We start from the raw sequence: 18,086 nt of genomic DNA on the forward strand, positions 1-18,086 counted from the left end.
TTCTTTATCGCAATTCCGGGGAAAACGTCACTCCACCCTCACTTTAACCTTTGGCTTCGACAAAAGGATTTTTATCAACTCCTTAAAAGGAACAGGTTTGTAGAAGAAGTAGCCCTGTAAAAACGTGATGTTATTGCGGATGAGATAATCAAGCTGTTGCTGGGTTTCAACCCCTTCCGCAACAATACGGATTGACAGTTTTTTTGCCAGTTCCAGTACCGAATCCAGGATCAGGGTGGAATCCTCATTGGCATTCACTCTGGCAACAAAGCTTTGGTCGATTTTGATGTAATCAATGTGCAGGTCCTGCAGGTAGGACAGGCCAGAATAGCCCGTTCCAAAATCATCCAGCGCGATTGCAAATCCGTTGTTATGCAGCTCATTCAGGGTCTTAACGAGATGTTCATCTACGTGGAGGGGCTCGCGCTCGGTCACCTCAACGACAAGGTTAAGATCCTGTTGCACAAAGCTGCGCTTGTAATTCAGGCACTCTTCAAAAAAGGTAGAGGAAACGATATGAGATGCACTGAAGTTAATTCCTACATGGAATCCTTCCGGCAGTAGCGAAGAAATTGAATTCATCTGCATTGCAACCTGACGCATTAAGCTTTGGGTTAATGGAATAATTAACCCTGATTTTTCAGCAAGAGGAATAAACGACGCGGGAGAAATAAACCCGGATTGCGGATGCTTCCATCTGGCCAGCACCTCGACACCGCGCAAGGTGCCCTCTTTTCCGCTCACGACGGGTTGGTAATAGGGAATAATTTCATTTCTGTAGATGGCAGTGCGCAGTGAATCTTCAGGCGATATATCCTTAGAGAGATAGCGTTGCAGAAGATAAGCAGGAAGAGAGGAAATGAGCAGCAGAAATAACAGCACCCCACCGGCCTGGTCGAATAATCTCGTCAGGCTAAAAAGAGGCGGAGCGTTAAATTGAATCGCGAAGGGATAATCAGCGTCTTTTACCGTCAGTACATCTTTGTTTGCATGGGGTGCCGTCAACACATCGCCGGATTGGCCTAAACGACGATTGCCGACTTGCAGTGAATACGCCACGCCACGTAATGGCATATTCAGCGCATCCCGGATATGGCTGTCGCTGATGCTCACCATGATTCGGCTTCCGGCATGGTTTGTCTGGTATAAGAGAACCGGCAGGCCGTTGACCGTACTTTTCGATGGAACAAGTAGCAATGATGCCTGAGGCAGCGCTGAGCCGTTAACCAGCAACACGCGATTTCCCGGTAAAGAGGAGCACCAGACCGCATCTTGTTTCAGAATAACGATCGTTCTCAGATGGGGTTGTAATGCCGCTTCAGTACCGAGCCGATACTGCCCTTCAGCATCACACTCATTCTCAGCAAGCTGCATTGCTATCTGGGTCGCATGACGAGCTTCTTTAAGAATGACGTTCATGTTTCGCAAGACATAGTGCGCCCCTGCAAGGCTGTCAGCCCGTGCAGAATACCAAACCTGTAAATTGATGATAAAAACGCCCAGCATAAAAATTGCCGTGGCTGCAGCTAAGGAGATAGGTGCATGGCGCATTCAGGGTTCTCGACTCGAGTGACGTTGCCGCTTCGGTGATGCTGAAGTGATTGAATTGTCTTCGTCTTAAGCATGGTTGATAAAGAAAGAAATACCATGTCATGCGTCAGAAATTTTCCCGCAAACCAGCCTCCATCGTTGCACCTTCTCAAATGGGGAAATAAAAAGGCCGCCGAACGGCAGCCCTGGTTGATACGTGCTTCTTAGTACTGCTTTATTGTCTTGACCGGCGTTCTTTCTGACCAGTCAGGCCGCTCGCCTGCCATGATTGCGCGCTGTTGTGATGGCGTCACAGACTGCGTTATTTCAGGCATCGACTTGTATTCAGGTTGCTGAGGTGGGCTGAGAACCAGATCGGCGCTACAGCCTGACAGTAGCAACGCCACCAGTAGCGATGAATTAAGCTTGAACACGTTAACCCCTTCCAATGGGATAAAAGTTACAGAAAAAGCGTGGTGTCGGTTCTATCCCGGTGACTTTTCTTTGTTATACAACATCACTCGGCTGGCTACCGGCCATAGATTCACCACACAGATAACCCCACAAGGATATATTTACTCGGGCAATAAGCGCAACGCCGTGTTTTCATGCACACCACCAGTGAAAAAAGGTGTCAGGAAAGCAGAGTACGCTTCTGGTATCGACGATGTTTATGCTAAAACCGCTGGTATGTTTCTTTTGATAAAAGTTATAAGGGAAGTTGAATGGTGACGGTTGAGGAATTAAAAATGAAATACCCGGGCGCACAGGCCTGGCAAATGGGTGACAGCCCGGCACTGGCAAACGAGCTTGCGGACCTGATTAAAAAAGGGCTCAAAACGGCCACCTGCGGATCTTTTGCCTCGTACTTGCAGGAGGTGTCTGCTCCACGGATAGGAAGCTACAACATAATCCTTGATGGTCAGAATGTCCCGGTCTGTGTGATCCGGCTGGTTTCCATGCGACTGGTACGTTTTTGCGATGTTAATGAGGAATTCGCTCGTAAAGAGGGTGAAGGTGATTTAAGCCTTGAATACTGGCAGACAGAGCATCAGCGATTTTTCTTCCGCGAAGGCCATTTTTCTGAAGATATGGAACTGGTCGCAGAAGAATTTGAATTGGTTGAGGTGCTGTAAGCGGAGATAAAGTGGCAGAGGTGTATCTGTTACTTAGCTACCCTTTATCACGTATCGGCGCCAGATTTCGCGCAGCTGTAAAACGTGCTGGCATTCGCCGCCGGAATCCGTACCATACGCGGCATACAATTATTGCCCCTGCTGGCTCCGAAGGTAGTACTCAATGCAAGAGAATCAAGAGATTAACAAAAAAGAGCAATACAATCTTAATAAGCTACGCTGATTTTGCCAACCCATTGATATCATTTATTTTATCATTTAATTCAATTAGTTATAGCATAGTAACTTCTCCCTAAAGCTACCCAGAACTACATTTTTTGTGCCCTTTTTTTGCCCCTATTTCGCATTTTTGCCCCTAAATTTGCCCCTAACTTTAGCCAGTGCGCCCCCTTCTTCTCCCTGCCCTATACTTTAGGTCTAACATCTGGCTGGAGGTTTCTATGTGTGGACGTTTTGCACAAGCCCAAACTCGTGAAGAATATCTGGCTTACCTAGCCGATGAAGCCGATCGTGACATCGCATACGACCCGGAGCCGATTGGACGCTACAACGTTGCACCCGGTACAAAAGTTCTGCTTCTGAGCGAACGAGACGAGCAGATGCATCTTGATCCGGTTTTCTGGGGTTATGCGCCCGGGTGGTGGGATAAGCCGCCACTGATTAACGCTCGCGTCGAAACCGCGGCCGCAAGCCGAATGTTTAAACCTCTCTGGCAGCATGGCCGAGCTATCTGTTTTGCGGATGGATGGTTCGAATGGAAGAAGGAAGGCGACAAGAAACAGCCCTACTTCATTTACCGCGCCGACGGCCAGCCGATATTCATGGCTGCGATCGGCAGTACACCATTTGAGCGTGGTGATGAAGCAGAAGGTTTTCTGATTGTGACGTCTGCAGCTGACAAAGGACTGGTCGATATTCACGACCGACGGCCACTTGTTCTGTCGCCGGAAGCTGCAAGGGAGTGGATGCGTCAGGATATAGGCGGGAAAGAAGCGGAAGAGATAGTTGCCGACGGCACAGTGGACGCCGACAAGTTTATCTGGCACGCTGTGTCGCGCTCCGTGGGTAATGTAAAAAACCAAGGTCCTGAGCTCATCGAGATATCACAATAGTAAGGTCAAAAGAGATTTTGCACGTCCAAAATGAGCGAGCATCAGAATATCTTTAGAGCCATGTCCACATAGCGCGGGTAGGACAAATCTTTTAATAATCTACTTTTTTGATTCGAACAAATGACTTATTAATACTCAAATAACAATAAATCCGGTAGATGATACCACAAAATCATCTACCATATTCTTCCCTTGATATTCATTTATTTTTTAGGCGGTTTTCTTGGCATTCCATTACCATCTAAATTAAGGTCTTCGATTGTGATTTTCATTTTTCTGAGCGCTTCATTACTATTTGTGAGAGAGTCAATCAATCCTCTTGAAGTTTTATTCCTAAAGGTTTTGCCTTCTAAATTACCGAATAAACCATGAGGCTTGGATGACAAGTCCTGAATAGAACCTAAAGAGCCATCAGCATTTAACCTTTGAAGTAATGACTTTCTGTAAAGTTCGTTTTCTTTCCTTTGGAAGGAATCAAGTTTTGCCTTCACTTGTTTTAATTCATTTTTTGTTTGTGAGGTGATTTTTTGATCAGCCTCAAGATTACTAACTAATTCATCAATTTTTGCAAGATATGTTTCTTTTTCTTTTTCAATCTCGGATATTTTGATGCCTCGTTCAATTGATTCTTTAAGTTCATTTTTTAAAGAAAGAACGAATGTACCCATTTCATCGGCACTGCCTGCTAATCGATTAAAAATCAATAGAAAATAGTTTAATATTTCATTGTTTTTAAAATTTGGATATCTAACACGATGGTCTATTTCACTCCATGCCTCTTCAAATATTGTCCTAACTTGAATTTCTGTGTAAATACGGTTTTTGAGAAGTCTAGTTGATATTACATAATGAACAGATCTGTACCCCGCTGGATGTGTTTTCTCAACGCTGCCTTCTATATTTATATCTGGAGCATCGCCTTCGCGAATGTAAACTATTGGCGATTCTTGAAATTCCCATTTTGAATCAAGATAATTATGAATTGTTTCCCAGTCTTCTTTGAAAAGATGCAGCACTCTAATACCAATTAAATCAGTGATTACATCGGTGTAGTTATCCTTTGTTATAGAACGATACTTTTCACTGATCTCATCTTCATTTCTTTTTCTGATTATTTTAGCCATTAGATGCTCAGGATCTTTAATTCTCCAGCGAACAGAGTGTACATCTTCTCCTTGCTGTAGTATCGAAGATATAAGTCCTGCAGTTTCAGAGAGGGCGGGGATGTTATTGTAGTGCGCCGATCCAATTTCTTGCAATTCCTCCCACGAAAAATCAGCTTTTTCAAATTGCTCTGCAGTCAAGCAATTATTATCCAAGAATTCATTTAGTGTAAGGGCACTGATATTCACTGAATCATTTTTCATTTGTATTGTTCCGCTATGGAATTATAATTAATTATATCATCTTGATATGAGTAAGTTACAACAACAGATATATTAACCTTTAAGTCTATACATTTCTAGCTCTCCAGGTCTTTTTCCGGTAACAGGATCTTGTGAGCCAATGAGCCTAGACATTACACTAGTTGGTACTAGATGCCATAAAAGATGTTTCTAATGTCTGCTGTTGGCACAAAGCGGACCAAGACATCAGAAAAATTTATCGGACTCTAAGCAGATCTGAATATCTCGTCGTATATCGAGGCGACAGCATTTCTCGCTTCATTTGCCACTGTGGCTGAATGCCCTGCCCGACAAAGTAGAGCGTTCCTTTGCCGTCTCTGGCATTGAGTTGATCCAGAACCTCCATCAGTTTATCACTACCGGCCCGCGGAGCGTTTTCATCGAACAAGTTGAGCTGGGCCACACCTTGGCTGAAAAAATCTCCCAGCATGATTCCAGCCTTTTGATAGCGGTGGCCATCCTTCCAGATTTTGTCCAGGCACTTTACCGCGGTGTTGATGATGTCGCGGGAATCCTGAGTGGGGGTGAGAAGCTTCATGGACGCACTATTCCCGTAATACGGCTCGTTAAGCGCAAAGGGAGAGGTTTTCACGAATGCAGAAATAAAGCGGCAATACTGATGCTCGCCGCGAAGCTTTTCGGCACCACGGGCCGCATAGCTGCAGATCGCCTGACGCATCTGCTCATAGTCCGTGACGCGTTCGCCGAATGACCGGCTGCACACGATTTCCTGCTTTGCTGGTGCAAACTCTTCAAGATCGAGGCATGGCTCACCACGCAGCTCCCTGACCGTTCGCTCAAGTACCACGTTAAAGTGTTTCCGGATAATCCAGGTGCTTTGTTCTGAGAGGTCCAGAGCCGTTTTGATGCCCATGGCGTTCAGCTTCTTACTGATGCGCCTTCCGACGCCCCATACGTCCTCTACCGGCACGATGGCGAGCAACCGACGCTGGCGATCGATATTTGACAGGTCCACCACCCCTCCCGTCTGCCGCTGCCATTTCTTGGCGGCGTGGTTTGCGAGCTTGGCCAGTGTCTTTGTCTGGGCTATCCCAACCCCAACAGTCAGATGCGTACGCTTCAGAACAGTAGCGCGGATTTCTTTGCCGAACTCCGTCAGGTCCCGGCAGTTGCGAACACCTGTCAGGTCGCAAAAAGCTTCGTCGATGCTGTAAATTTCTACGCGTGGGCTCATTTCCTCCAGCGTCGTCATCACACGGTTCGACATGTCTGCATAAAGCTCGTAGTTACTGCTGAAGCAGACAACGCCAGCACGCCGGAATAATTCCTTTTGCTTAAAGAACGGCTCGCCCATGGTAATTCCAGCAGCCTTTGCCTCGGCACTTCTTGCGATTACGCAGCCGTCATTGTTCGAGAGAACGACCACTGGCCGCCCCTTCAAATCGGGACGAAATACCGTCTCGCATGATGCGTAGAATGAATTCACATCACAGAGAGCAAACATATTCAGCTCGCAGATTTAACGATGAAAGTCACGACACCGAACACATCAAGCGTGTCCTCGCTGCCGACAATTATCGGCGAGTAAGTGCTGTTCATAGGATTGAGTTGTACGGTCGGGCGCAGTTGCAGGCGTTTAACAGTGAACTCCCCTTCCACCGCGGCGATGACAATGTCACCGTGCTCAGCCGTGCGAGAACTGTCCACCACCAGCAAATCACCGTCGCTGATCCCGGCTTCGATCATTGAATCACCCGCTGCTTTGACGAAGTATGTTGAACTCGGGTGAGCAACAAGTAACTCATTGAGATCGATGCGCTGTTCAACGTAATCAGCCGCGGGGCTCGGGAAACCACACTGCACTAAGTCACTGAAAAGCGGGAGAGCGATAATTTCTCTCAGTTCTGTTGGCCTGATGAATTCCATGACACATACCCAAATACTGTTTTTATATACAGTAGTTTTATTTATAAGTGTCCGCAAGATGCAGGCCCTACCGTCACTGCTTAAAGCTTCGCCGTTTCGTTTCTAAGTTTCTACGCAGCTTCGAATTATGAGTTTTGTAAATTTTATGGCCGCAACTCAGAGTGAACAGATTTAAGCCGATTTTGAAACTGGAAATTTTTTATACAGCGTACACACCGCCACATCATAGATGATTGCAACTTGCTTCCTGTCCACACCGTTCGCTATCAACCGCCCTGCCTGCGCCCATTGTTCCTGGGTGAGTTTTGGCCTCCTCCCGCCGATTCGTCCTTTCTCACGAGCTGCGGCCAACCCTGCCCGGGTGCGCTCCACTATCAACTCCCTCTCCATTTCTGCCAGCGCTGACATGATATGAAAGATGAAGCGCCCCATCGGGCTTGATGTGTCGATGCTGTCCGTGAGGCTCTTAAAGTGGATGCCGCGCTGCCGGAGTTCATCCACCAGCAGCACCAGATTCCGCATGCTGCGACCGAGTCGATCAAGTTTCCAGACCACTAGCGTATCACCCTCATTTAATGCCTTGAGAAGCTGTTTGAGTGCTGGCCGGTTTGCCACTGTTCCGCTCATTTTTTCTTCGAAAATCTGTTCACATCCTGCGCGAACGAGTGCTTGCCGCTGAAGATCCGTATTTTGGTCATTTGTTGACACCCTTACATAGCCAATTTGCATATTTTTCACCCAGTTATTTCTGCAAAAAAATCAGGTGAAGGTATCGGCCGGGCCGCTCAAGAGCAATCTATAAAACGTCGGTTTGGGAGACAGTTCCACGAGGAACGTCGGAACCGCGGCGGGAACGGTTGCCGCCGGGGATGACGATCGACTCAGCACTCTTGAAGGTAAAACGGGAGGGTCAATCAAAGGGGCGGTGATTGCTAAAAGAACTTCTGATTCCAACCCTGCATCAGGCGGTGAGCTTGAGTCCGTTCTGCAAAACTCTGGCGGTGCTGCTCTTTCACAGTTTCACATGTTTACTCAGATGGCTGGTAATACCCGCTATGGATTCCTTCGCGTATGGGATTCTTCGACATTTAAAGACTGGTACTTCGACCATTCCAGCGGAAATGCTTATGCTGCAGCGTCATGGGTAAATAACTCAGATCGCCGGATTAAAGATGACCTCAACCCGATTGACGACCCGCTGGGAAAAATGAAAAAAGTACGCGGCTATACGTGGGTGCGGAAAGATGACCAGATGAAAGGCTCTTTTGGGATTGGCTTTGTGGCTCAGGAGGTGCAGGAGGTATTTCCTGAGGCTGTATCACATGCCCAGGAGGGTTCTTTGACAGTAGATGGCCAAGTGATAGAGCAACCATTGGCGCTATCACCTGGTGATGTGGCTGCGGCTCTCCACCATGAAGCTATATTGGAGCTTATGGAAGAGATCGCTGAGCTAAAAAAACAAGTCAGCTCCCTTTCATCTCAACACTGAGCATCCTTTTCAGTTCGTTTACTTCGTCAATGAGAGCAAGGATCGCTTCATGGTGAAGCGCTGCAGCAACTCCGTACGTATCTGGTGAAAGAACACCTTCGACTACAGAGCCATCTGAAAGAGTAACGTTCAGCCCCTTAGAAACAGCCTCAGGAAATACTTTTTGTACTTCCTGAGCTGTAAATCCGATCCCAAATGAGCCGGTTGATTTCCATTTCCAGGTTTGCCCGCGTATTAGACGCATTTTTTCAAGCGGCTCACTAATTGGGCCATCAATATCTTTAAGTCGTTCGTCACAAGTCGGTGACCATGCTACCCCCTGGGCCACTCCATCTTGTCTGAATGACCAATAGGCCGGAGTGCCACCGAACGCAAGCTGAAGATAGCCGAAGGTTCCCGTTCCCTGTACAACCTGAGCATATAATGAGAAATCAATCCCGTTATAAACTCCTGATCTGAATCTGGAGCCAATAAGTTCAGCGTTTGTTACTGTTCCTGCTGGCGGGGTGCTAGCTGGAGATGCACCTCCGGCTTTAACCTGTCCTGAAATAACCCCGCCTGTTTTTCCATTTATGCTGTCAAAGCGAGAATCGTCACCAGCGGCCACAGTTCCTAACACTGTTCCGACGTTCCTCGTGGAACTGTCTCCCAAACCGAGGTTTGTGCGAGCGCCTGACGCGGTTGTCGAACCGGTACCGCCCTGAGCTACAGACAGCGCTGTAGACAGTCCGCTGAGCGAGGTGATGTCATTGTTTGCACCTTTTGCCGCCTTGCCTGCGAGAGAAGTGGTAATGCTATTCCAGGCTGGGCCCGTCCATGTTGTTCCATTAGGCAGAGTTATCGTTATATTGCCGTTTCCAGAAAAAATGCTTTGCCAGTTCTGTTTATCGTAATTCAGTCCACGCAGTGCTTCAGCACTTTGCGCCACCAGCGCGGCAGTGACCATGTTCAGCGCCACGCGGGGAACTGCTGACCAGGCAGTGTCCGATTGCGTTGGCCCAGTAAAGTTGCTGACCAGCGTAAGTTGCGCATTACTCTCAACCGATTTTACGGGCAATGTATACGGTACACCGCCCACAGTAGAGACAATAAAGTCACCTGCGGCGAGTTCTGTTGCGAATGAGGTTCCGGAACCGCCAACAATAGCGGATCCGTTTGTCAGGGTGATAGTTCCTGCAGACATCTGTGCTCCTTACGGGCAATAAAAAACCCCGCCGGAGCGAGGTTTATTCAAATATGACTGCCTATTGGCAGGTGGTACTACTGAACGTGTTTGCGCTGACCCATGACCAGTTAAATGGGTAACCGGCGCGGTACTGGGTCTGATTACTTTGCTTCCGCACTCCGTAAATCTGGACGATGTTCTCCTGTCCGCCGATCAGGGCCGTTCCGGTACATATGGGATGCTGCTTCTGAAGAACGCCAGCGCAACCAGAGAGCAATGCAGCCACCGCCAGGCAAAGAATCATGTATTTCATAGTGGTTATATCCCAGGGTATTCAAGAGGTTAAACAATAACAAGATGAATTAAAGGGATATAATTGATTCTGTAGATCAATTTCATAAGATTGATCGCTGAAAACGATCAATCGTAGTTGGCGCAGTTGATGGCCATAATCACGTTTCTCAGATTTGAATACGAGACGTTCTGAAGGTTTCCGCTGGGCGTTGTTTGTGGTCTGGCGAATATTCGCGTATTGCCTCCCTCAAGTTTTGCCATGCTCTTGTAAATCGCCGAGTAGGGCTGCGGCTGGCCACCGGCCGATATAACTCCAGTAATTAGACCCAGCATGGCAGGCATACAGGCCCATTTCCCCGCCAGCGTGGTATTGATGTTATAACCTGAACTTGCATCTACTCCGGCAGTACCGAGGGTTACCACATCACTGAGTGTGCGCGTTTCGTTTGTCAAAATAAGCGTCCCTGACGCATCCCAGACGGCCAGCCCGTAGTCAGGCTTTGTCTGTGGGAAAATAGAGAAAAAATAAACGTACGCTGTGCCGGTTGCATTTGGTCTGAGGAAATCAACCGAGATAGTGTTCCCGCTTATCGTCTGGGTGATTTCCGCCTCAACCGTGCAATGAACGAAGGCGGCAACGGGCTGCCCTGAGGGAAATGTGTGCGTCACTTTGGTATTGAAACCCGATGTCCCCTGTAGTTCTGCTGTCTTCCGTGCCTGCAACGAAATAGGCGAACTGTTAGCGGTGACCCATACTTCTCCGGCCGTAGTCGTCAGTAAAACGCCATACTGCGCCATTTATGCCCTCTCTATCTGGAAAATGAGATACGCCGCAGCCGCAGGCTCAGTCCCTGCGGAGTAGTCGGTATCGCCTACTGCCGATACCGTTGCGGTGCCACCTGAAATAGTGATCTTCCTCCGGCTCGTTCCCCACTGATCACCGTTCATGATCTGAAAATAAGTAAGCTTACACCCCGGTGGAAGCACGACTGAGTAAAAGCCTGTTTTCTGGTTCTGAGCCAGCTGAAGATATCCACTTACACTGACTGGCTTAATCCCATAGTTGTTCGCCCTGCCTGAGGTGTCCCAGGTTTCAACTCCGTACTGAGCCATAGCTGTTCATCCTAAAAAAGGACCCCACCTGAGGCCCAATGTTTACCATGTTCCCGTGATTCTCCCGATCTGCACCCTCAACACATTGTTGGCGTCACGCACACTTATTGTCTGGTTTGTCTGTTTCATGGCCCCCTCTCCAACTGTCGAACCGTAGTTCTCGAATGTTCCTGATTTATCCAGCCTCCATCCGACAGACCCAGCAACGTAGTTATTGGACTGGATGAAGTCGCCGATTTTGGCATTGGTGATCGTGCCATCCTGAATAAATGCGGAGCTCATAAAGACTTGACCATTGATGACAGCGAATGGAGAGTACTGGGTATCACCGCTGCCGCTCATCAGTACAAACTGGTTAGCGTTGAAACCAACTCGGGTGACTACCGGCTTCCCCGCCTCTGCAAGCACCGCAATAGACATCCCGGCGTTGTACATCACCCCGTTTATTCTCACACCTGTTTTGAGGGTGTAGATTGCCGAAGCACCGGAGGCATCTACGACGGCTGTAAGCTTGTCTTCCAGGGAAGCGGTGACGTCCTCTATCTGCGCCTGTACCTGCGTCGAAAGTTCGGCCATTGCCTTATCAACTTCAGCAATCGTCGTTTTAACAACCAGAATATCGGCGCGCACTTCCCCGTATTGTGCCCACTGGTGCTCAACTGTTCCGTGGTTCGCCAGGGCGTTTTGTAGTATTCCCTCAATGTTTGTATCTATGTCACCAGTGAGGCGCTCCCCATCAGCAGAGGTAAGAAAATCGTTAGCGATATCACCCAGATAATCATCGGCGTTATCGTTAGACATCCCCCGGATCCAGTCGGTATACCCGGACTCGTTACCCGTTCTGTCGACAAGCTGTGCGCGGTACCAGAATTCCTGCCCTGCTTTAAGGCCGAGCTGGGTGTATTCCGCAGATGGATAAGGCACGTCTGAGAGCAAAAATGGATCTGAAAAGTCACTGTTTGCTGTGTACTGAATTTCCGTTTTTAGCGTATCGCCGGTGTTTGCCGGGAAACCCCAGTTAAGACGAATCCCCCAGTTAATGCCCGTGGCTGTGAATCCTACTGGCTTAGGTGGATTGCCAACTTTGCCGGTCAACGTCTTCTCTTCTGAATATCCCCATCCTGAAGATATTTCGGCAGCATTGATGGCCCGCACGCGCACAAGATAACGTCCGGCATAAATTCCCGGAACGTCGAATGACGTGGTGGAGCTGCGCGGCACGTTAACCCAGTTCCCGTCGTTGCGGCGCCATTGCGCCTCATAGGCGATAGCATTTTGAGCCTGGTCCCAGCTCACGCGCATGGTTTCGATGCTGATATTCTGCTGAACTAATGAAAACGAGCTAATCACTATGTTGGCAGGCGGCGACTGGTTACCGGGAGGAATGACACTAACCGGCCGCTGATCTATGACGGCACCTGTATCAATACGGGCATATTTATCCGGATCGTGATTTGCCCCCGTGATGGTATATGTCCCGTCATTGTTATCAGTGACACTAATTACCCTGTACTGCTGTGCATAGAGTTCATCAGATTCAATAACCCATACCGCCTCAGCCTGCGGAAATTCACTAAAGGCGGTTGTCACGGTGACCATTTCGCCGGACAGGGACTGAATCGTACGGGTTTGGGTAATACCCGACGGCAGGTTTACCATTATCCTGTCACCGGCCTTAGCACTTGGTACCCGGTCAAGTTTGAGTACACGACCATTAACCGCGGATAATCGACCGCCTAAATCTCTCCCTGAAAGATTTCGGTCAGAAACAGCAATTATGTAGCCCGGCTGAGGAATATTTCCGTCCAAGCCAACGTCAAACGTTACAACCCTGTCTTTATTGTTGGTCAGTATCCCCCAGCGCCCTTTTCTGTTAGCCTCAGACTGCCGGGTGCAACCGATGGCGGTGATCTCAAGCTGGTTGAAACCATAGCGTGCCACCAGAGCCTGTTCGAAGACGGGCTCCATTGCATCAGCATAGCCATTTGCCGGATCAGACCAGGAAACAAGAGCGTTTGTGTAGCGACTTTTGGTTGTGCTGCTGGAATACACAAATTTGCCGTCGACGACGTTAGCATGCGTGTAGGTAAAATCGACATCTCTGGGCATGTCTGCAAGGGCAACAATCTGGTCGTCACCCCAGTAGGTCATGCCTCGAAAAATGGCTGCGAAGTCACGCAGGACAGTGTAAGCGTCATTCCGATCCTGAATGTAAACGTTACATGTGTAACGCGGTTCTGTTCCGCTACCACCCTTACCATCAGGTACCCGCTGATCACAATACTGAGCGACCTGATAAAGCGTCCATTTGTCGATATTGGCTGCCGTTAGCCGATTACCAAGGCCGAAGCGGTCAGTGACCACCAGATCGTAAAATATCCACGCAGGGTTATCCGTCCATGCCCACTTAAATGCGCCCTTCCAGGTGCCGCTGTACGTTCTTGTTTCGGGGTCATAGATATCGGGCACACGAATAACACGCCCGCGAGGCTCGCAGGAAATTTGCGGTATTGAGCCATTGAACTGGCTCGAATCAAATTCGATGTACAGTAGCGCAGTGTTCGGATAGCGCAGTTTGGCGTCGATTACTTCGGTGAAGCTTTGCAGCGTCATCGTGTCGCCAATCTTCGCGCTATTGGCATCGGCTGTAATCTTGCGCAATCTTATTATCCAGGTGCTGCCCGCCTGAGGTAAATCAATACGATGGCTGCGTTCATAACCAGAGGTGGTTTTCCCGGTCACGCTGGTATTCAGCACCGTCTGCCAGGTGCCGCCATCTGTCTGCAGGTCAATTGCATAGTTGACCGAATAGCCAACCAGATCGCCATCATCCTCCTGTTTGAAGAGAGAAGGCCATTTTAGACGCAGGCGAACAGCTGAAAGCTGCGTATTGGTGAACGTGCGCGTCCACGCTGTAGAGCTGGAAACTTCGGAGCCTACATTGATTTCATTTTCGGTCCCCGGGATCCCTTGAATGTAGTTTTGCGCCTGAGTTCCAGAACGAAACTCCCACGCCACACCGCTGAAGTTCTGTGAACCATCTGCGTTCTCAAGTGCGGTGCCATCGAGATAAATATCGCGCGCAGTAAGGCCACCAGCAAACTCCCCCTCTCCCAGCGCGAGAAGGATTTTTGCCTTGGCTACTGACTGCAGATCGTCTGGCTGTTCTGTAGGAGTTCTTGAGCTTGAACTGCCGCCCTTGCGGCCTTTAATAGCGATTGCTGTAGCCATATTGTGCCCATAAAAAAAGCCACCCGGAGGTGACCATGATTAGAACAACGTTGAATTAAATATTATTTGATAAGCAAACCAAAATAATAGCGCTCATCGAAAATACGGAGAAAGCGAATTGCACAATTACGAACGTACTCTAATTGTTTCGAGCGAGGAATGTCACCGTGTCGCGGATAGTTCAGGTAATAATACCCAACCTCATATTCATAATGATTTATAAAATCATCATGCAATGCGCTCCAGTACGTCATTACTCTATATAAAAGGCCATTTGGTAAGTCATACCATTTAACAAAAGTTCTAGTTAATTCACTCCAGACATCATCCTCAAGTTCAGAATAGGCGAGCTTTTTAAATGTTAGTCTCATTGCCAATATGAACGCGACTCGTTCAGTTGGCATCACTTCTCCAATCTCATCAACGTAGCCATCAAAATAGCGAAACACCTCATCTTTCGAGATTTCCTTATCTAATCCCAAAGATGCCAAAATCAAAAGATTTGAAGACTCATTGCCGGCAGAAATCTGGTTTTCAGCCCAGTCTGTGAACGCCCTTCTGTCCAAACCAGGCTCGTTTAATTTTCTTAATCCAAGCAAATCTTGAAAGTCTATCGCATAACCATCCATAAGCATTTCCAGTCTTATAATGCGTTCTTTCAAGAAGATACTCTTAGTTTGGCACTATAGCTACTGCTGATCGTCAACATAAATGCCAGCAGAAATGATCGCTCCACCGATGCGGCGCTTGCCGTAAAGGAGCGGCACAGGATTACCCTGGGCAGTCGTATTAGTTACTCCCCCAAAGGCATAACTGGCCTTGTTGTCTGCCGATTGCTTGCTGGCAAGTCCGGTTGTCTGTGGAGAGAGCATTTGTACGACACCGCCAAGGGCCATCGCAGCGCCAAATTGCATTAGAGGAACGCCGACAGCACCACCGCCAAAGTATGACGCCACAGCACCTACTGCGACCAAAGCCACGCCTAAGATGGTCTGGAATACTCCACCACGTTTACTCCCGAGGATAACCGGCGCGATACGGATATCAGCACTACTCTGATCCATAGAGAGTTCGTCATCGTTCAGGTTACGCTTACCGCTGAAAACAGCGTAGGTTAGGCCGCGCTGCTTGCTGGTATTCAAAAAACGCTCGAAGCCTGGCACGATAACGCACAATGCGCGGATGGCTTCTTTTGGTGAGGCTACCGAAAGTTGGAATTCGCGGCCAAACGTAGTACCCAAAACACCATATAGACGAACAGTACGGACGGATTCGCACATTATCCCTCCTGCATGATTAGGCTTTTATGCCTGACAATTTTCATGGTTCTCTCCATCCAGTAACCTCCATATGGCACACGTTGACTGAGGTGACCATAAAGATGATGGAGAAGCATGTTCCCCTCCAGCAAGATCCCTGAATGGTTCCACTTATTCGATTCCACCTGCATGATGATCAAATCGCCCGGCATTGGTGATCCACTGAATTCTCGGAACCCACATTCGTACCAGCAATCCTGATAGAAATTATCCGGATAGGAGTCCTCCCACCACGGATAATCAACACGGTAATCCTGAAGTTCGACATCATGCTCCTGCCGGAAATAGCTCATCACCAGCCCCCAACAGTCGTAGTGTCCGAGCACAAACGGGCGCCCGAGCAGCGGCAATTCTCCGCGGGGAGTAATGGTACGAAAGTCTCCTTCCGGCCAACTGACAATATGCCAGGGCAGCAACGTTGCATCGCATTGAGCCTTGTCCAGTTCACTTGGTTGGGTCGTCGCATCAGGGTGACTATGTACGATTCCCGTTATCGTCCCCCAGTCTTCAGCAGCAGCGTAATCCTCTGGTGAAAGGTGAAACTGTTCCGTTGGTTCAGCAGCCAGATTACGGCATGGGAAATAGCGTTCCACCCGGCTTTTCTGCGCTATCACGCCGCAGCATTCGTGGGGATAGTCTTTCGCAGCATGCGCCAGGATGTCCTGAATTGTTTTCTGACGCATGTTAACTCCTGATCAAAGATGTTCCTGGAAAACCACCGAAAGGAAGTTCATTGTGTTCACCAAACCGAAGCTTGCAGGCGGTGAGCGTGCCGTTGCATTCATCTAATGAGGGATCGCTTACCGGATTGTTGTTTCTGTCGAAGTAAAGCGTGCCGGCATAATCGCACCCATCGCCGGTGCGGTACTTGTTCCGGATGCACCATGTGCAAAGGGAATGCAACTGTCTGGTCGGGATCATCAACCCCTGCAGATCCATCGGGCTGGTAAGAGCAAACTCGATACTTTCACCGGGAAGCTCGCTATTTTTACCGTCGATATAGAAAACCCGCTTCCTCACCTGCAAGGGATCTGCTGTGGGATTTCCATCCGGGAAATTGCGCGCATCCAGGTAATGCGCAAAAGTGTCATGAATCGTAACTTTGGCCTGCAGCATATCGTCATAGGCCAGACAGAGTGCAGTGATAGAGCTGTCAATGTTGGCAACGGTGAGAGTCGGCTGGGCGCTACTGCCATCGGTTGAAGCTTCCAGTCCCTCTAGCTTATATGGCCAGGCACCAAACTCTTCGCCCTGCCACCAGATACTCTTCGCCTTTAACTTTGATTCGTCGCCACCAGCAGCCGCAATCTCTTCTTCAGTATGCGGGAGGTTATAAGCGTGAAAGCGCAGAACATCGTCCAGACCAAACGCAGAACCGTCTACCTCAAGAAGACGTATTTTTTCACCCGGTTCGAGGCGTTGATAATCTTCAGTAATCATGGTGCGTATGCCTGTTTGAAGGTTGCTTTTATGGTCATCACTTTGCTGGATAGCGGCTGGGCTTTAATGGAATCAGCTTCAATCCGGTATAAACCGGTTTCGCCAACAGGAGACGTCCAGATAAAGGATTTTGTGATGTGCTTGCGGCAAAAACTCAGCACATCGAGCATCTCTGCCTTTTTTCCCGTTAGGGTCATCGGCCATGACTGTTTTTCAGGATTGATGCCTTCACCGGCGATCTGTTCAAAGCCGTCTCCAAAGGAAGCAGAGCGCGTTACGTAAGTAAACTCCCCTTCCATGCCCGCCTGAATCTGGGTTCGCCAGATAAATGTTTCGATCGCCAACTTTCCTCCGGGTATAAAAAAACCCGCCGAAGCGGATCAATTGCTTAACAAAAATGATGTGTTCTTAAATGGAGTAACGTTGAAGTGCTGTCTGGCCATAAAATCAATAAGGTAACATCGCGCGGATTTCAGCATACCATTCGTTGACAGCGGGGATATCCCTTAAGAGCCAGAATCCTACGCCAATTAGCAAGAAGCTCGCTCCAAACTCAAAGATAATGCTGAACCAGTATTCAAAGGGCCTGGCATCCTTATGAATGTACTCCTTTCGACTCGTTCCCTTGAATGTTTTGGTATAGATTCCCTTGCGCAGGTAGCCGAAAGACTGAACCAATGTTATAGGACCAATCAAAAAACAAGCACATACGGTAAACCAATATGAAAATCCCATCGCCCTTCATCCATTCATTGCATTAACACTATTATCGCATAGAAAGAATGCTAAATACCTACGATTGAAGGGTTAGTTATCACAAAGAACAGTAGTGGGATTCGTTTAATATTAATCTTTTGAAATGTTGTCGACGAACCGTGCGTTTTTGTGATTTGATAAAGAAACTCAAAAAAAGTCGAAGCGGTCACCCCTTCACATATCTAGCAAAATGCGGGTTATGGAAAGA

General features: G+C 48.4%; 18 protein-coding genes and 1 pseudogene. 5 read left to right on the forward strand and 14 right to left on the reverse strand.

Annotated elements, in window-relative coordinates:
- Positions 1 to 27: 27 nt before the first annotated feature.
- Positions 28 to 1,551, reverse strand: a complete 1,524-nt coding sequence (locus ACMGGQ_RS10500) for an EAL domain-containing protein (protein WP_420289990.1) — start codon at positions 1,549 to 1,551, stop codon at positions 28 to 30.
- A 405-nt stretch (positions 1,552 to 1,956) separates the two neighbouring features.
- On the opposite strand from ACMGGQ_RS10500, the gene ACMGGQ_RS10505 reads away from it, so the two are divergent.
- The 4 genes and pseudogenes from ACMGGQ_RS10505 to ACMGGQ_RS10520 all read left to right on the forward strand — a co-directional run bounded on the left by ACMGGQ_RS10505 (position 1,957) and on the right by ACMGGQ_RS10520 (position 3,778).
- Positions 1,957 to 2,262: a hypothetical protein gene (locus ACMGGQ_RS10505; RefSeq protein WP_420289991.1), complete on the forward strand. Its 306-nt coding sequence runs from the start codon at positions 1,957 to 1,959 to the stop codon at positions 2,260 to 2,262.
- Positions 2,256 to 2,666, forward strand: coding sequence for an ASCH domain-containing protein (locus tag ACMGGQ_RS10510; protein ID WP_420289992.1), 411 nt, complete (start codon positions 2,256 to 2,258; stop codon positions 2,664 to 2,666). Before ACMGGQ_RS10505 ends, ACMGGQ_RS10510 begins: the two co-directional genes overlap by 7 nt.
- Positions 2,667 to 2,704: 38 nt before the next feature.
- A pseudogene (locus tag ACMGGQ_RS10515) lies at positions 2,705 to 2,794 on the forward strand (hypothetical protein); the annotation flags it as partial.
- Between the two features lie 312 nt (positions 2,795 to 3,106).
- Positions 3,107 to 3,778, forward strand: coding sequence for an SOS response-associated peptidase (locus ACMGGQ_RS10520; protein WP_420289993.1), 672 nt, complete (start codon positions 3,107 to 3,109; stop codon positions 3,776 to 3,778).
- Between the two features lie 203 nt (positions 3,779 to 3,981).
- Here ACMGGQ_RS10520 and ACMGGQ_RS10525 read toward each other — a convergent pair whose 3' ends face one another.
- From ACMGGQ_RS10525 to ACMGGQ_RS10540, 4 genes are all read right to left on the reverse strand, one after another.
- Entirely contained in the window at positions 3,982 to 5,145 is a 1,164-nt protein-coding gene (locus ACMGGQ_RS10525; protein WP_420289994.1) for a RelA/SpoT domain-containing protein, read from the reverse strand.
- A 235-nt stretch (positions 5,146 to 5,380) separates the two neighbouring features.
- A complete protein-coding gene (locus tag ACMGGQ_RS10530; RefSeq protein WP_420289995.1) occupies positions 5,381 to 6,649 on the reverse strand; it encodes a Y-family DNA polymerase in 1,269 nt (422 codons plus the stop codon).
- 2 nt (positions 6,650 to 6,651) lie between these two features.
- A complete protein-coding gene (locus ACMGGQ_RS10535) occupies positions 6,652 to 7,071 on the reverse strand; it encodes a translesion error-prone DNA polymerase V autoproteolytic subunit (protein ID WP_420289996.1) in 420 nt (139 codons plus the stop codon).
- Positions 7,072 to 7,242: 171 nt separating this feature from the next.
- The gene (locus ACMGGQ_RS10540) at positions 7,243 to 7,800 is read right to left on the reverse strand and encodes a recombinase family protein (RefSeq protein WP_420289997.1); all 558 of its coding nucleotides are present in this window, start codon (positions 7,798 to 7,800) and stop codon (positions 7,243 to 7,245) included.
- 196 nt (positions 7,801 to 7,996) lie between these two features.
- Between ACMGGQ_RS10540 and ACMGGQ_RS10545 the strand changes: the two genes are divergently transcribed.
- Positions 7,997 to 8,560, forward strand: coding sequence for a tail fiber domain-containing protein (locus ACMGGQ_RS10545; RefSeq protein WP_420289998.1), 564 nt, complete (start codon positions 7,997 to 7,999; stop codon positions 8,558 to 8,560).
- Here ACMGGQ_RS10545 and ACMGGQ_RS10550 read toward each other — a convergent pair.
- The 9 genes from ACMGGQ_RS10550 to ACMGGQ_RS10590 all read right to left on the reverse strand — a co-directional run bounded on the left by ACMGGQ_RS10550 (position 8,535) and on the right by ACMGGQ_RS10590 (position 17,466).
- Positions 8,535 to 9,743: a tail fiber domain-containing protein gene (locus ACMGGQ_RS10550; RefSeq protein WP_420289999.1), complete on the reverse strand. Its 1,209-nt coding sequence runs from the start codon at positions 9,741 to 9,743 to the stop codon at positions 8,535 to 8,537. The two genes, ACMGGQ_RS10545 and ACMGGQ_RS10550, sit on opposite strands and share 26 nt — an antisense overlap.
- A 61-nt stretch (positions 9,744 to 9,804) precedes the next feature.
- Positions 9,805 to 10,038: a phage exclusion lipoprotein Cor gene (gene cor / locus ACMGGQ_RS10555; RefSeq protein ID WP_046092073.1), complete on the reverse strand. Its 234-nt coding sequence runs from the start codon at positions 10,036 to 10,038 to the stop codon at positions 9,805 to 9,807.
- A gap of 107 nt (positions 10,039 to 10,145) precedes the next feature.
- Positions 10,146 to 10,817, reverse strand: coding sequence for a hypothetical protein (locus ACMGGQ_RS10560; RefSeq protein WP_046092072.1), 672 nt, complete (start codon positions 10,815 to 10,817; stop codon positions 10,146 to 10,148).
- Between the two features lie 357 nt (positions 10,818 to 11,174).
- Positions 11,175 to 14,363: a host specificity protein J gene (locus tag ACMGGQ_RS10565; RefSeq protein WP_420290000.1), complete on the reverse strand. Its 3,189-nt coding sequence runs from the start codon at positions 14,361 to 14,363 to the stop codon at positions 11,175 to 11,177.
- A gap of 62 nt (positions 14,364 to 14,425) precedes the next feature.
- A complete protein-coding gene (locus tag ACMGGQ_RS10570) occupies positions 14,426 to 14,992 on the reverse strand; it encodes a hypothetical protein (RefSeq protein WP_420290001.1) in 567 nt (188 codons plus the stop codon).
- A gap of 60 nt (positions 14,993 to 15,052) precedes the next feature.
- Positions 15,053 to 15,643, reverse strand: coding sequence for a tail assembly protein (locus ACMGGQ_RS10575; protein WP_063440014.1), 591 nt, complete (start codon positions 15,641 to 15,643; stop codon positions 15,053 to 15,055).
- Complete coding sequence (locus ACMGGQ_RS10580) at positions 15,643 to 16,365, reverse strand: C40 family peptidase (RefSeq protein WP_047652156.1); 723 nt, start codon at positions 16,363 to 16,365, stop codon at positions 15,643 to 15,645. Before ACMGGQ_RS10580 ends, ACMGGQ_RS10575 begins: the two co-directional genes overlap by 1 nt.
- A 1-nt stretch (position 16,366) precedes the next feature.
- On the reverse strand, positions 16,367 to 17,122 hold the full coding sequence (locus tag ACMGGQ_RS10585; protein ID WP_420290002.1) for a phage minor tail protein L: 756 nt from the start codon (positions 17,120 to 17,122) through the stop codon (positions 16,367 to 16,369).
- Entirely contained in the window at positions 17,119 to 17,466 is a 348-nt protein-coding gene (locus tag ACMGGQ_RS10590) for a phage tail protein (RefSeq protein ID WP_047958735.1), read from the reverse strand. Before ACMGGQ_RS10590 ends, ACMGGQ_RS10585 begins: the two co-directional genes overlap by 4 nt.
- Positions 17,467 to 18,086 lie beyond the last annotated feature (620 nt).

It is taken from the genome of Enterobacter sp. BNK-13 (genome assembly GCF_048685015.1).
GTDB classification, from domain to species: domain Bacteria; phylum Pseudomonadota; class Gammaproteobacteria; order Enterobacterales; family Enterobacteriaceae; genus Enterobacter; species Enterobacter quasiroggenkampii.

Excerpts from the sequence above, each read along its gene's own strand:
- ACMGGQ_RS10565 (WP_420290000.1), bottom strand. The coding sequence starts at position 14,363 with ATGGCTACAGCAATCGCTATTAAAGGCCGCAAGGGCGGCAGTTCAAGC.
- ACMGGQ_RS10560 (WP_046092072.1), bottom strand. The coding sequence starts at position 10,817 with ATGGCGCAGTATGGCGTTTTACTGACGACTACGGCCGGAGAAGTATGG.
- ACMGGQ_RS10530 (WP_420289995.1), bottom strand. The coding sequence starts at position 6,649 with ATGTTTGCTCTCTGTGATGTGAATTCATTCTACGCATCATGCGAGACG.
- ACMGGQ_RS10535 (WP_420289996.1), bottom strand. The coding sequence starts at position 7,071 with ATGGAATTCATCAGGCCAACAGAACTGAGAGAAATTATCGCTCTCCCG.
- ACMGGQ_RS10510 (WP_420289992.1), top strand. The coding sequence starts at position 2,256 with ATGGTGACGGTTGAGGAATTAAAAATGAAATACCCGGGCGCACAGGCC.
- ACMGGQ_RS10550 (WP_420289999.1), bottom strand. The coding sequence starts at position 9,743 with ATGTCTGCAGGAACTATCACCCTGACAAACGGATCCGCTATTGTTGGC.
- ACMGGQ_RS10520 (WP_420289993.1), top strand. The coding sequence starts at position 3,107 with ATGTGTGGACGTTTTGCACAAGCCCAAACTCGTGAAGAATATCTGGCT.
- ACMGGQ_RS10575 (WP_063440014.1), bottom strand. The coding sequence starts at position 15,643 with ATGTGCGAATCCGTCCGTACTGTTCGTCTATATGGTGTTTTGGGTACT.
- cor (WP_046092073.1), bottom strand. The coding sequence starts at position 10,038 with ATGAAATACATGATTCTTTGCCTGGCGGTGGCTGCATTGCTCTCTGGT.
- ACMGGQ_RS10570 (WP_420290001.1), bottom strand. The coding sequence starts at position 14,992 with ATGGATGGTTATGCGATAGACTTTCAAGATTTGCTTGGATTAAGAAAA.
- ACMGGQ_RS10585 (WP_420290002.1), bottom strand. The coding sequence starts at position 17,122 with ATGATTACTGAAGATTATCAACGCCTCGAACCGGGTGAAAAAATACGT.
- ACMGGQ_RS10540 (WP_420289997.1), bottom strand. The coding sequence starts at position 7,800 with ATGCAAATTGGCTATGTAAGGGTGTCAACAAATGACCAAAATACGGAT.
- ACMGGQ_RS10525 (WP_420289994.1), bottom strand. The coding sequence starts at position 5,145 with ATGAAAAATGATTCAGTGAATATCAGTGCCCTTACACTAAATGAATTC.
- ACMGGQ_RS10500 (WP_420289990.1), bottom strand. The coding sequence starts at position 1,551 with ATGCGCCATGCACCTATCTCCTTAGCTGCAGCCACGGCAATTTTTATG.
- ACMGGQ_RS10580 (WP_047652156.1), bottom strand. The coding sequence starts at position 16,365 with ATGCGTCAGAAAACAATTCAGGACATCCTGGCGCATGCTGCGAAAGAC.